Source organism: Mycolicibacterium sediminis, from assembly GCF_010731735.1.
Classification (GTDB): domain Bacteria; phylum Actinomycetota; class Actinomycetes; order Mycobacteriales; family Mycobacteriaceae; genus Mycobacterium; species Mycobacterium sediminis.
The window spans coordinates 2939425-2953464 of the sequence record NZ_AP022588.1 but is presented as its reverse complement, the minus strand read 5'-3'; the positions used below and the strand labels follow the sequence as shown (position 1 = coordinate 2953464).

Annotated in this window: 8 protein-coding genes; 1 reads left to right on the top strand and 7 read right to left on the bottom strand. The window is 63.0% G+C overall.

The window, feature by feature from the left end:
• Positions 1 to 9: 9 nt before the first annotated feature.
• The 4 genes from G6N64_RS14105 to G6N64_RS14090 form a co-directional block, all read right to left on the bottom strand.
• A complete protein-coding gene (locus G6N64_RS14105) occupies positions 10 to 684 on the bottom strand; it encodes a TetR/AcrR family transcriptional regulator (protein WP_163797622.1) in 675 nt (224 codons plus the stop codon).
• Between the two features lie 31 nt (positions 685 to 715).
• On the bottom strand, positions 716 to 2554 hold the full coding sequence (locus tag G6N64_RS14100; protein WP_163797621.1) for a flavin-containing monooxygenase: 1839 nt from the start codon (positions 2552 to 2554) through the stop codon (positions 716 to 718).
• A 47-nt stretch (positions 2555 to 2601) separates the two neighbouring features.
• On the bottom strand, positions 2602 to 3567 hold the full coding sequence (locus tag G6N64_RS14095) for a zinc-binding dehydrogenase (protein WP_163797620.1): 966 nt from the start codon (positions 3565 to 3567) through the stop codon (positions 2602 to 2604).
• Positions 3568 to 3628: 61 nt separating this feature from the next.
• Positions 3629 to 5290 carry an AMP-binding protein gene (locus G6N64_RS14090; protein ID WP_163797619.1) on the bottom strand — a complete coding sequence of 554 codons (1662 nt, stop codon included), beginning with the start codon at positions 5288 to 5290 and terminating at the stop codon, positions 3629 to 3631.
• A gap of 424 nt (positions 5291 to 5714) precedes the next feature.
• Here G6N64_RS14090 and G6N64_RS30625 point away from each other — a divergent pair, with 424 nt between their 5' ends.
• The gene (locus G6N64_RS30625; RefSeq protein WP_163801774.1) at positions 5715 to 6137 is read left to right on the top strand and encodes an excalibur calcium-binding domain-containing protein; all 423 of its coding nucleotides are present in this window, start codon (positions 5715 to 5717) and stop codon (positions 6135 to 6137) included.
• Positions 6138 to 6976: 839 nt separating this feature from the next.
• Here the strand turns inward: G6N64_RS30625 and G6N64_RS14075 are convergent.
• Genes G6N64_RS14075 through G6N64_RS14065 form a run of 3 tightly spaced genes read right to left on the bottom strand, consistent with a single transcriptional unit; the run spans position 6977 to position 13970 of the window.
• The gene (locus G6N64_RS14075) at positions 6977 to 11248 is read right to left on the bottom strand and encodes a sacsin N-terminal ATP-binding-like domain-containing protein (protein WP_163797618.1); all 4272 of its coding nucleotides are present in this window, start codon (positions 11246 to 11248) and stop codon (positions 6977 to 6979) included.
• Positions 11249 to 12217, bottom strand: coding sequence for an MBL fold metallo-hydrolase (locus G6N64_RS14070; protein WP_163797617.1), 969 nt, complete (start codon positions 12215 to 12217; stop codon positions 11249 to 11251).
• Complete coding sequence (locus tag G6N64_RS14065) at positions 12204 to 13970, bottom strand: nuclease-related domain-containing DEAD/DEAH box helicase (protein ID WP_163797616.1); 1767 nt, start codon at positions 13968 to 13970, stop codon at positions 12204 to 12206. Before G6N64_RS14065 ends, G6N64_RS14070 begins: the two co-directional genes overlap by 14 nt.
• Positions 13971 to 14040: the final 70 nt, after the last annotated feature.

Here is a 14040-nt window from a genome sequence, read left to right as displayed (position 1 = left end):
CTTGAAGCCTCACGATGTCACTATCGCCTGCGACCGACCCCACACGGAAGCGAGCCAGATGGCCCGCACTGCAGACATCGATCGCTCGGTCTGTTCCGGCGGGCACTTCGCGAGCCGGTCTTGGTACAGCATGTGCATCGTCATCTCGAGCAGGGCAGCCACGAGTCCTGGTACGTCGGGTGAGGCGGGGGCCGCCAGGCCTTGCTCCCGGTCCTTGAGAACCTGGGCCGTCAGGACGTCGGCCAGGTGCTGATTGCGAGCGCGCATCATGGTGGCCAGCTGCTCGTCTTCGGGGATGGCCTGGACTGAGGCGATCAGGACCGCCGAGTGGGTGCGCCATTCTTCGGCTGTCGCCGCCTGCACGCGGTCGAGGTACTGTTCGACGGTCTCAGTGTCAAAACGGACGAAGGACCTAGCGCGTTCCTCGAACTCCGACCAGATGTCGGCCGCCAATACCGCGAGCGGGGCGAACTTGGAATCGAAGTAGAAGTAATAGCCCGACCGGAGAACAGCTGCTGCCGAGGCTATTTCGTTGACGGTGAGTTCGCCGATGGGGCGTGTCTCGAGTAACTCGGCCAACGTGGTCAAAATGACCTGACGTTGCCGCTCGCCCTTGCTTGGGGCGCGGCGGTCACCGGCGACCGCCGCGGCCCCTTTAGCGGCCCGGCTCGGCTTACTCGACATGGCGCAAATTCTAGCCGGTGGGCGATCCCCTCTACGGGACCTGGCTGATCTGACGGTCGGTGAGTACCAAACCCTCGAATGTCTTCTCTTGCCACCAGTTTTCGATCATGTCCCAGAAGTCGATCTCGCTGCCCGTGTAGACGTCGTTGAAGAAGGCCTTTCCGATGTCACCCTGGCCGTTGTAGTAGCCCGGCGTGCAGCCCGCGAGGTAGAACTGCCGCGCCAAGCCGGAGTTGCGAGTGGCTTCGACCCACTCGTCCTGAGCGGCTTGGGTGGGCTCTACGACGCCCACGTCGTGCCGGGCGGCGTGGGCGATCATCCGTGCGGCGTGGCGGGCCTTTCGATCGAGCATGTAGGTGAAGTTCACGACGTAGGCGTTCTGGCTGAGTCCCACTTCAACGAAGTTGGGGAATCCGCGGGTGAAGAAGCCGTGGAGGGTCTTGGCCCCGTCGGCGAAGTGCTCGCGCAGCGACAGTCCGTCGCGTCCCACGATGTCGTAACCGTATCGATCCGAGGACACGCTTCCGGTTTCGAATCCAGTGGCGAAGACGATGCAGTCGAGCTCGTAGTGCGTGCCGTTGGCGATCAGCCCGGTCGGGGTAATGGCATCGACGCCGCCGGGTGCCGACACCAGCGTCACCGACGGATTGTTGAACGCTTCGAGGTAGCCGTCGTTGCAACATGGCCTCTTGCAGACGAATCCGTACCAGGGTTTGAGGGCCTCGGCGGTGGCTGGGTCGGACACGACCGAGTCGATGCGTCGGTGGATCTCCTGCATCATCGTCATGTCGGCGGCCTCGGTGAGCACGATCTGGTCGTGAAGTTCCAGCGTGTCCACCGGTGCCTCGACGAGGTGTTGACCGGGCATGTCGACGAACACCCGGGTCCAAACATCGTCGACGAGATTCTGCTCGGCGCGTTCTCCGTTGCAGTGCGCCAAGAAGTTGCGGTGGCGTTCCCCTTGCCAGCCGGGCTTCAGACTCGACGCCCACTCGGGGTCGGTCGGCCTGTTACCGCGCACGCCGACGTTGCTGGGAGTCCGCTGAATCACGAAGAGCTGCTCGGCATCTGCAGCGACGAACGGGACGGCCTGGACCGCGGTGGCGCCTGTACCCACGATGGCAACCCGCTTGTCCCGGAGCCCTTCGAGGTTTCCGTCCGGACCACCACCGGTGTAGTCGTAGTCCCACCGGCTAGTGTGGAAGATGGTTCCCTGAAAGTCCTTGATTCCGTTGACCTTTGGCAGCTGCGGCTTGTTCAACGGCCCATTGGCGCGGACGACGAAGCGGGCGCTCAGGGTGTCGCCGCGGTCGGTTCGCACCTCCCACCGCTCGAGATCCTGCCGCCAGTTGACGGCGGTGACCGCAGTGTGGAACAGCGCTGCGCGGTACAGGTCGAAGTGCCTGCCGATGCGTTGGGCGTGCTCGAAGATCTCGGCCCCGTCTGCATAACGCTTGGTGGGGATGTATCCCGTCTCCTCCAGAAGCGGCATGTAGATGTACGACTCGACGTCGCACTGCACCCCGGGATAGCGATTCCAGTACCAGGTTCCGCCGAAGTCACCGCCCTGTTCGACGATGCGGAAGTCGGTGACGCCCTCCCGAGTCAGGTACGCCCCGGCCAGCAGACCGCCGAAACCGCCGCCGAGGACCGCCACCTCGACGTCCACGGCCAGCGGCTCACGAGCCGTGACGTCGGTGTACGGGTCGGCGGAACCGTCGAGTTCACGGACGTCGGACAATCCTTGGAATTGGGCCGGGGACTCCTCGCGCATCCGCTTGGCACGTTCCTCCGCGTAGCGCTCACGAATCTGCGCGGGGTCGAAGTCGACGTCAACGGGTATTCCGGACACGGGCAAGGTAAAGGTCATGGGTGTTCTTTCATCCAGGGACAGTGTGTGATTGAGGCGGGTAGTGGTCAGCGGTGCGGGTTGGCAACCAACCGGCCGGCGACTTCCCCGCGGTGCAGCCGGTCCAGCGCGTCGGGGACGTCGTCGAAGGCGACCTCCTCGATCGCAGGATCCAGGTCTCCGGAGGAGATGAGGTCGTAGACCTCGACGAGGTCTTGCTTGCTGGCCCCCAGGGAGCCATGCAGTTGGACCGACATCAACACCATGTGCGTGAGTTTGATCTCGGCGGTCCCTGCCTCTAGGCCGATCACGACCACGCGTCCACCGGCCCGGACCGCCTCGACGGCAGCTGCGGTGGTGGAGCCGGCGCCTGCGAAGTCGATGATGACGTCGGGCTGAAGAGCCTGCAGATCGGCGATCGAGGAAAAGCATTCCTTCGCCCCCATCTGTCTTGCGGTGGGGAATGTCGAGGGGTTGACGTCTACTCCGTATACCGTGGCACCTTGAAGATGGGCGACTCGAACACCGTTCAGGCCAAGTCCGCCCAACCCGATGATGCCCACCGTCTGGCCCCTCTGCACGCCCGCACTGGTGCGGACGGCGTGATAGGAGGTCGCGACGGAGTCGGTGGCGATGGCGGCTTGGGCGAAGGACACGTTGTCGGGAATTGGGACGAGTGTCGAGGCGTGGGCGAGCGTCTGCTCGGCGTACCCGCCGTCGACGGCGAGGCCCGGCGCGTAGGCCAGTCCCGCTTCGAGCGGATGGGCGATGCAGGCGATTCCGACGCGATCGCCGATCTCGAAACCGGTGACGTCCTCGCCGATTTCGGTGACCGTGCCGGCGACTTCGTGCCCGAGTACGATCGGCTTCTTCGCTACCCAATCCGCCCCGGGGCCATGCAGGATGTGCAGGTCCGAATGACACAAACCGGCGGCGTGCACGTCGACGACGACCCAGCCCGGGCCTGGGGTTGGCTCCGGGAGGTCGACCGGAGTCAGTGGTGTGCCGGATCCAATGAACTGCAGTGCCTTCATGTCGTGGTGTTTCCCTTCGTGGCAGCCGAGGCGGCGGGCGGACGGATCAGTGGGTTTGTATTCATTCAGACGTACTCTTGGACAATATGATTCGTGACTGTTCGCGTATGTCCACCTTGCGAATCTTCCCGGTGACGGTCATGGGAAACTCCTCGACGATTCGGACGTAGCGCGGGATCTTGTAGTGGGCGAGCGCTCCGGTGCAGTACGTGCGTATGTCGTGCTCCGACAGCGCTGCGACTCCGGCACGGAGCCAAATCCAGGCCATGAGTTCCTCGCCGTAGCGCTCGTCGGGAACTCCGATCACCTGGGCATCGAGGATGTCGGGGTGGGTGTAGAGGAATTCCTCGATCTCACGCGGGTACACGTTCTCCCCACCTCGAATCACCATGTCCTTGATGCGGCCGGTGATCGCCACGTACCCGTCGGCGTCCATCACACCGATGTCTCCGGTGTGTATCCAGCCGTCGGGGTCGATGACCTCGGCGGTCTCATCGGGCTGGTTCCAGTAGCCGAGCATCACGGAATAGCCACGCGTGCACAGCTCCCCGTTGACACCGCGGGGCACCATCGCCCCCGTATCGGGATCGACGACCTTGATCTCGAGGTGGGGGCCGACCGGTCCGACGGTGGTTGTGCGCTGGCTCAGCGAATCGTCGGCGCGGGTTTGGGTGGACACCGGCGAGGTCTCGGTCATGCCGTAGCAGATCGCGATCTCGCCCATGTGCATCCGATCGATCACCTGGCGCATGACCTCTGCGGGACAGGGAGATCCGGCCATGATGCCGGTGCGAAGGCTGCTCAGATCGACCTCGTCGAAGGTGGCTGCGGCGAGTTCGGCGATGAACATCGTGGGCACTCCGTAAAGCGAAGTGCAACGTTGCTCAGCAACGGCATTGAGTACTGCGGCCGGTTCGAATCCGGGGCTGGGAATGACCATCGTCGCGCCATGACTCGTTGCCGCGAGATTGCCCATCACCATGCCGAAGCAGTGATAGAACGGCACCGGTATGCAGATTCGATCTGCATTGGTGTAGCCGAGAAGTTCACCGACCAGGTAACCGTTGTTGAGTATGTTTCGGTGAGTCAGCGTGGCGCCCTTGGGCGCTCCCGTCGTTCCCGAGGTGTACTGGATGTTGATCGGGTCGGTGTTCGACAGCCCTGCTGCGGCAGCGTCCAGGTCCACGTCGTCGATCGTGCTGGCGGCGAGAACGTTCCATCGTGCTCCACCGATCACGACGACCTCTTCGAGGTGTTCACATCGAGGTCGCACCTCGTCGAGCATGGCGGCGTAATCCGAGGTCTTGAAGGATGCCGCGCTGATCACCATGCGCACACTGGCCTGATTGAGAACGTGTTCGAGTTCATGGACCCGGTAGGCCGGGTTGATGGTGACCAGGATGGCGCCGATCTCGGCGGTCGCGTACTGCGTCATCGTCCATTCGGGAACGTTGGGCGCCCAGATGCCGACTCGATCGCCAGTGCGGATCCCCGCCGCTAGCAGACCGGCGGCAAGCCTCCGAACCGACGTGCGGAACTCGGTGTAGGTCCAACGCCGACCGGAGGCGACGTCGACCAACGCGTAGTTTCCACCGCACGCAGACGTAGTGGCAGCGAGATCGGCTCCGATCGTCGATTCCAACAGGGGCGGTGACTGTGCGCCGCGCTCGTATGACGGCAACGGCTCGGCGGTTGCCGAGCGCGGCGGAGGCTGGTCGGTCACTAGTGATTCGCTTCCTGACGAGTTAGACCTGTGGACGATCCGTTCGGGCGGGCCGCAATGGTCAGCGCGTCCGTAATCAAGCTCATATTTTACGAAGTGTGCTCAGTTTTTGACATGTTGTCAACAATGAATTTGGAACTGCCGAGATTTCAGGCAATGAACGACTGACAAACTTCCGCACGGGACCATGGGCCACCAGCGCGCCTTGGTGTCTGACGAATTCCGGCCAGACTGCAGTCACCTAGACTGCTCGACGGCTCGGCGATCGATGACAGCAACTTAGACCTGGATTGCACTGTGGCGAAGGGGGATTCGGTCCCGGTCAACGGATCGGACTCGTTCCCTCGTGGGTGTCCGTGCCACTCCGATGCAGACAGTTCCTCGACGCCGCTTCGCCAATCGGCATGGACGGTCGTAGGTGTCGATGACGGCGGTTGCGAGTGGCCCGCCTGCTGACCAGTGCTGCGTTGGAGGACACAAGGGTCGTCGGGTGCGGTCCGCCCCTGTTCCCATTCGATTCGCGGTCGACGCACTCACGGCGCGGCGGGGCTGCCGTTCCTCGACTAGCAACAGATCTGCCGGACGGCTGCGAAATCGGAATCTGCGACGGCGACGGCGACGGCGGCGACACAAGGATGGTTGCCACACTGCTCCAGCGGCAATCGCAGCCCGGCTGTACCAGAACTGCGCCGCCGCGCATCAGGATGGCCGCTGGGACATTCCAGAAGGCGACGCAGACTACTGGTCCGCCGGCGACCGCGACGGCGACGGGATTGCGCACCTCCGACAGCAACTGCGGCAATCGCGGCGCCGGCCACCGATAAACAAACGAACACTTGCCCTTTGAGATTTGAGGTGCGGATTCCCCGAACCCAGGCGGCAGCGTAAAGCCGATCCAGCCGAGGTTGCATATAGCGACAGCAAACTTATCGCCGCCGTAGTTCGCGCTGACCGCGATGCTCACTACTACTCGTCGCGGTAGCGACGCGGTTGTGCCACTAAGGCGACCGCGACGCCAACGGGACGAAGCAATAGAAAGGTGCCTTGGCTCTGCTTACCTGGACAGCGTAGGTCGTCGAATCCCGCCGCGGACGGCGTTCACGAGACGTGACGTTCACAAATCCGTTCACAAGTGCCATGAAAACGGCTCCCGGAGAGATCTCCGGGAGCCGTTTTATCTAGTAGCGGGGACAGGATTCGAACCTGCGACCTCTGGGTTATGAGCCGGCCGGTTGCGGTCGCGCGGTTCCCGTTACGTCGCGAACATGCAGGTCGAGGGCAATTTGGTGTCTCGCGTGTTACGCCGTGTCGATGCGGTCGCCCGCGTTGCGCACGGTTTCGTTCACAAATCCGTTCACATCCACTGGCCCTTAACCTCATCAACCTCGACGGCGAGTCCTACCGCCTCCGCGACCACCACGCAGCCACAACCATAAGGCGAACCACCACCTAACACTGTCACCGACCTGCGCACAGGTAAGGAATTTCAGCGATGACAACTGTGGATTTCCAATGAGCGCGATCACGCTGCCTCCAGTGCGGTCGCTGTGCAGGTCGCCCGCAAGGACGCGGGTCGGGGGCGACCCTGGCCCATCTGGGTTCGGCGCATACCGATGCTAGCTGGGCAATCTGCTCGAGCAGGCCGCGACCATGATCATCTGTGGGACGCCGCTAGGGGCGGGCTGCTCAGCCGCCACCAGAGGGGAGTTCGAGACCTAGCTTCATCTGTGCCGTCCCAAGGAGGAGTCGGCCAAGGCCGTTGTTGATGAGTTCAATTGGGTTCCGCCAGCGAGTGATCCGTGGACTTGCGCTGTCGACATCCGTCACGCGGTAGATGTAGTAACGGCTGCCGTGAAAACCTGCCGCTACCAGTTCAGCGTCGGAAATGTAGAAAGGTTCGGTTGGGTCGGAGACGACCGTTGACTTAACCTCGATATAAATGATCTCGCCCTGTTCGTCGACACTCAGAATGTCGACGGGGGCGAGTTCGTCCTCTCGCGATTGCCACACGACGATATCGGGGTTCGACCCGCGCGCCTCCACCCGGTCGCGCTCCATGCGGAAGACGATGCCCTCCCCCCGCCGTCCCACACGGCGTTTCTCGGATTCAGTCGCAACCGATGGCGCAGACGACGTGGCTCCGAGAACTATGGACGGCATCCGGTTGTTGTGCCCGTCGTGGGGAGCCGCAACAATCGATGGAATCGCGTCGGAGACCGTGACGGAGGCGAAATCGACGTCGGGAGGTTGACCGGCGCCCTCGGCCGCTGGCGAAGGGGAATCCGCCGATGCGTCACGGGGCGCCGCATCGCCTGCGACGGGCAACGCGTCGGACTGCATCGCCGGTGACGGCACCGTTGCGTATGACTCCCGGGTCAAGTCGTGCTGTGGTCGTGCCAGGTACCCATCGAGGATGCTGGCCGAGGGCCGTTCGTCATCGGCCGGCATATCTAGACGTTTACGCGCTCGTTCCAAAGCCTCGACCGTAATGTTCCGGTTCGCCATCATCCGGTCTCGATCATCAGCATCTAGCTTCAACAACATCGTCACCGCGTCAGCATGGCCACCCACGCCGAGATGCTGAGCGAGCTGACTGCCCAGTGCGAACCAATCGGGTTGTGCGGCATCGCGATCGACTTCAATGTACGCAGTGCCGGTCGACTGGCGATGCTCTGATTCTGATGTCGCAATGAAGCAGGTGGCATCGGTTCGCTCCACGACCTTGCCGCTGTGTCGGTACTGGAGTACGAGGTGCTCACACACGATCACTTGGAGGTGGCGTAGCGCCTGCGCCGCGCTCGGCTGCATTCGTGAGTTCTCGGAGCCGATGACCGCCACGATGTACGGCTTAGCGTCGTCGATGCGTCGAACGACCCCAGCTAGGAGTTGGTCGCGCCGGATGTTGAGCGGCGACGGGAAAACTTCGACCTCACTGTCAAGCCTAGTCAGGCCGAGGAATCTTTTCAGGCGTCCACTGTCGTTGTCGGCAAGCAGAATTGGCTCGATCCGCTGCCAGGTGTCTCGCAAGAGCGTGTCGTCGGCGTACGGCGGCTGGCTTGCGAAAACCGTAATATTGTTGTAGATCGCCAACACTCGCACGTCATTCGGGCACGGGTGTGGATCGGTGTCTGCTCCGAGCATGTCATCGATCCCGCGTTGTATCCACCTCGCCGCAGCCTCGACCGCCTGATTCGTCGCACCGATGTCATCGGCTTCTGCGGCGACGCCCTCCAGAAGGTGCAGGAGATCATCGACGGTGGGTCGGCTCGTGTCGATAAGGCCCAGTTCATTCACTAGCGCGGGGCCGCCCCGCATATCGTGCATCTGCCGACTGATGAGCGGTATTCGCGAACGGATCCTCGCTGGCGGTGGTGAGGTCTCGTACCATGCTTCGTGCGGAAGCGCCACGTGCGCGCTGTTGTCGATGGCCACGGGCACCCATGGGCGAGACTGCAAGGTGTAGGCGAAAAGCGACTCGGTGGACCGAACGCGATCGCCGCTGTGGAATCGGTGATCGCATCGAAGCTGAGCGACCATCGCGTCCTCGTATATCTTGCTCCAGTTGCGCGCCAATTGGTTCCAGAGCACGAGGTTGATGTGGGGGTCTTGGGCAGCGACGATCGCTTCCAACCTGTCCACGTGAAAGTTGAGAGTGAGTCGCTGGTGTGTACTGTCGTGGTCCTGCTGACAGCCTCTGGCACCGACTGCCTGCAGCCATTCGTTGTAGAGGGCGACGCTCGTCCTGCGGTGTGGGTTGTTTCCCGCATCGAGACGTAGCGAAGCGCTACCGGACGAAATGAGTCGCGGATGGTCGACGACCCCAAGCATTCGGTAGAAGTCTCGTTCTTTATCTCGCGTGGTCGGATCGGCCGGCGCGGCAACCGCAAGAAACTCCGACTGGCCGAAACTTCCATAGATGCGCTCGAGGTCGTCCGTGCGCGTCCAGTCTCGGCCGAAGTACACCCGGTCCGCCCGCCGAAGCGCAGTGCGGGCACCGTCGACGCTCGTCGCTAGGATTAGCACACGCCCCAGGTTGGCGGGGCCCACCTCCTCGGGGTCGCGGCGGGCCGCCTGGTAGGCGCGTAACCCTCCCATTGCCCTTGCTCGCTCGTTCTCGGGCGCGTCGGGGTCAGCGAGGATCTTAATTAGGTAATCGCGAATGAGGTCGCGCCACTCGAAGCTCCGTACGTCGAGGTCCCTCAGCAGACGGTCCACGCCAGTCAAATCTGTCAGCGCGGCAATCGGCACCGGAATGTCGTCTGGCACCGACTCATCGTGGCGCGGAAAAAAGATCGAATGCTCTGCAGGAGCGAGGAATTGACCGCCCGTGGTGAGGACGCATGGCACGGCCTTGAGCTTGTCGACCAAGAAGTAGTTCGCGCTTCGCCAGTTGATCAGGAACGAGTAGAAGTCGGGCGCTGCGGCAGCGTTCAACTCTCCGAGGTGAGAGAGAAGATCCTCGTCCGTCATCGTGTCGACATCGGCTGACGTCAACAGGAAATGCCTGATTTGTTGGTCGCTTTCGACGTCTGCCCGCAGCGTATGCTCGGCAGGCAACGCGAAGTATCGCTGGGCCTCCTCGTAATCGGGAATGGAGTCGGGCAGCAAGACGACCTCGGCCGGCGTGCACAGCGACTCGTCGTCGGCGAGCGGGAGGAACGCCACCGAGGCTAGATACCTGCGCCAATGCTCACCAAGGGTTTTGGCTGCACCGTCTACGTCGGTGACCTGCCCCGGCACCAACGGCCGAATACTTTCGAGCGAGCGATCGCAGCGATTCACCAGGTCGACGGATACCGTCGAGGCGGCGAACTCAGCGACCGCCTCCATGAGTTGCTCGTTGAACAGGGTGGCCTCCGGCGTCGACGAGATGCGCCGCCGGTCCATGGTCAGCACCCATTCGGCATGCACGGCGACGTGCAGGCCAGGCAGTTCCTCTGTTGGGAAGTAGACGTGCAGAGGAAACGTCTCGTCTGTGCGCGGAAGTGCACGCGCCTCGTTAGGGTCGAGGGGCACGGCGACCGCGAACCTAGCCTCAGTGAGTTCGGCCCATTCGTCACCCAACGCCTTTAGCGCTGACGGGTCGGGCGTGGTTGACCCTCGATAGACGAGCCACTCCTCCGAACCGTCGCCGGTCATCATGAGCACGCGATCGACATCGTCGCCGGGCTCGCGAGCGACGTCCGCCCAGAAGTCACGGTCGGTGCCACGCACCTCCAAGTGGTCGATGAACGGCAGGAACAGCAAGAGTCGAGGATTCAGGTTGGCGAGTAGATTATCGGCGACGTCCTCGCGAGTGACGCTGTCCTGGAAGGGAAGTCGGATGATGGTGGTGTATCCGTCTTCCTGCAACGCGGACACCGCAGCAGCATCATCGCCAAGGTCGTCGGGCTCAATCGGATAGGGAAACGCGTAAACCGGAAGCCGCTGCTTAGGAGAAAGGGCTCCAAATTCTGCTTCCAAGTCATTTCGAAGTCGGTCGGCATCGAACTGGAACTTGGTGTGTGGCGACACGATCTGTGGGCGTGTGGTGACTTCGCCGACGGACTTGAAGCCAAGTCCCTTGTGACCGATCGACTTGCCCGGCCCCTTGGACGAGCGCCCGAGCGAGCAGATCGCGGCCACCTGCTCGTCGCCGAAGCCGGTTCCGTTGTCGGCGACGAGCAGGGCAGTCTGGGTAAGGACGAACCGGGCCCTTCCGCGCTTGCCACTATCACGCGCTGCGTCATCTGCGTTCTGGAGGAGCTCGAACGGGTAGCGGTGGGTGTACTGCTGGCGCACGAGCTCTTGCGCTGCGCCCCGTTCGTCAAGCTGCTTTAGGGCCTGCTTGTGCAAGCCGTCGCGGATGTGCAGCCGAATCGACCGCAGTTCGCCAGCACGCTGGCTTTCGGCGAAGTCCGTGTCACCACCCCCGACCTCACTTTGATCGCGGGTCTTCCCGTCACTTTCACAGAGCATTTAGCGTGCGCCGTCCTGTCTACGGCGTGATGGCGCCACGGCCCTCCGAAACTGCGGTCGGCCGTTCTCGGGCAGGGGTACGCGGATGATGCTGCCGTCCTCGGGCCCCACCAAACGGTCGAAGAACTGCCCAGCCTCCTGCAGTTGATACCAGGGTGGCGAGAACGGGCCCAGGCGTTGCAGAGCGCACAGACGGACGTTCTCGTCGCGGGCGAGTTTGGCGGCTTCCCATCCCGTGAGATAGCCAGTGTCCTCTGCGACTTCGAGCCGGTCGTCGGTGAAGGGGGCGCTCAGAATGGCGACGTCACTGTTCTGGAGTGCTGCGCGCAGCTCTTGGGTCGGACGGCCCCGTCCCGCGATGACCACACGGCGTCCGGGGCGGGGCGGTCCAATGACGTCCTTCGGCCGCACACCGCGCACCGACTCGCCCCTTACCAGGGCCGAGAAGTCCGCCCCCTTGATGCCGAGCCGGGCAGCCTTCTCCGCATCTACCCGTCCCACCTTCGGCGTCTCGAAGAGCATGTAGGCATATGCGATCTCGTTGGTGTTGACCGCGACGGGGACCGCTTCGAGGTATTGCTGGTGGTGTTCGTGTAGGACTGTGTTGGGCTCTGCCTCGGTGACGTCGAACATCTCGGCCGTCGAGAAGTGAGAGAGAACCGCCAAGCTTTCCAGCGCTGCCAATAGTCCCGGTGGTCCAACGATGGGCAGCGGTCGGCGCGTGGATCGCCGACTCGTCTCGCCGAGGGTGAGCACGCCGCCCATCTCGGAACTGCCGATCTCGGTGATGACGACGAGATCGATGTTGACTTTGTCGATTTGCCGAAGTCGTGACACAGTCCCGTCCCCACAGTCGACCAGGTACGCGAAGTTGGACGTAGTGATCAGCGTCGAGGGAAAGGCCCGGTGCGGCGCACCGAAGAGTGATCCCGTCCCGACGAACGTGATCGTCCAGTCAAGGGTTGCCATCGCTGGCCGCCTTCTCGATCTCTGAGGCCCGGTCCTCCTGCGCGGAGGCGTGTTTGGCGCCCATCGCCAACACGTCGGTCTCCTCGAGGTCGGTGACGAAGTGCAGCGTGGTCCGGCCGCGAGAGGTGGCGATGTAGATCTCTCGCGGTAGCCAGCGCATCAATTCGTCCACATCCGCGTCCTGGCGGTGCCGGTACGCAACCACCGCGACGTCGGCCTCCAATCCTTGCACGTCATCGGCGTTACCCCACGCAACCCGAAGATCTTTGGGAGTCAGCGGAAAGCGATGGACTTGATCAATTGCGACCACGGAGATGCCAGCCTTCTTGGCAGCCTGCTCGACGTCGCGACGCTCCGCGTCGATCGGCACGACCAGTAACTGGTTGGCCTGGAATCCGTCGCGCTCCAGCAGGCGCTTCACTAGCTGGAATGTCTCCGCGAGCACCCGTGTCCCCTCCACTGTGTGGAAGGTGGGAGCTGGGCCATCGACGATCGGCGTGGGGGTGGTGTCGGGATAAAACCGCGCTGCTACCTCGGCTATCTGGCTGCTGTTTCGGCAATTCGTCGTTAGCATCACCGGCGATGCCCCGATAGGTGGCATCCACTGATACGTGACGTTCTTGTTCCGCCGGTCCGTGGTACTGGTGGTGAAGATTCCGCTGTGCTGGAAGGGATCTGCGAAGATGTAGAGCGGACTGCGGTCGGGATCCTTGAGCAGCCACGACAGTGCCTCGATCTGGTCGTGCGTAAACTCTTGGCCTTCGTCGATGACCAACGCGTCGAAGGGCTCCGCAAGGCTGTCTCGGTACTCCAGAAGCCAGTCGGCGAGATTGGATGATGCTGCGCTGATCGACGACCCGCCAAGTCGGGCCGCAACGCCGTTCACCAGCCGGGACCATGCGCTGACGTGCAGGGCCTGGTCGGAGTCGCCATCGAAGGCGCGTTGCGGAGACCGCTGACCAAGAAGGTTCGAAAGAAAGGCGTGCACGCCTGCGCGGTGGCACAGCAGCAAAGTTCGGCTGCCGGTGGAGCTCAGTTGGCGTGCAAGCTTCGCCGCGATGACCGTCTTGCCCGTTCCCGCGCCGCCGAGCACAACAACACGATCCGAGGAAAGCAGCGCCTTGTAAGCGCGGACTTGGCTTTCCACCATCTCGGTCTGGCGCCGCGTCTCGCGCTCGATGCCCTCGGCCGCTTCCGCGGCAGACGCTGCCGCGACGACGGTCATGGTGAAGGACGGCCTCAACTTCGCAACGATCGCCTCGACGGCGCCGGCCGACAACGCCGGACATTCTCCCCAGTGCTCGCGTACGCGGCGGAGTGCCGCAGCTGGATGACGAAGATCGGTGACGTCGAGGATCAGTTCCCGTGGCGCATCTGGGCCCAGCGAGCCGTCGACCTTGGTGGCGGGAAGAGCGACTGCATGGGCGAAGGAGCGCCTGTCGATGTGCAGGTGGTTGGTAAGGTATCGCTGGAGCGTGTAGCGCTGGTCGGCCGCCTGCTTGAACGGAGACTGTTGGAGCTTCTTCCATTTCGTCGAACCGCGAGGCTGGGTGAACCACTCCCCCTCCTCTGCCTTGACGGCGCCACCCTTTACCTCCACGATCAGCACTCCGAGGTGGTCGTTGAGGAGAAGGAAATCGATTTGTCTGAGGCCGGCCTTCGGTCGTCCGAACTGTCCGACGGGCACATCCCACATGACGGTCCAAGTCTCCCCCAGCTGGCTGAAAGCCTCGAAGACGAGCCGTTCGGACATGTCGGCGGTTGTCGGGAGCGCCTCAGGGATTAGGTGAGCCACAGCTGTCATCCCTTTCTAAGCATGGTTC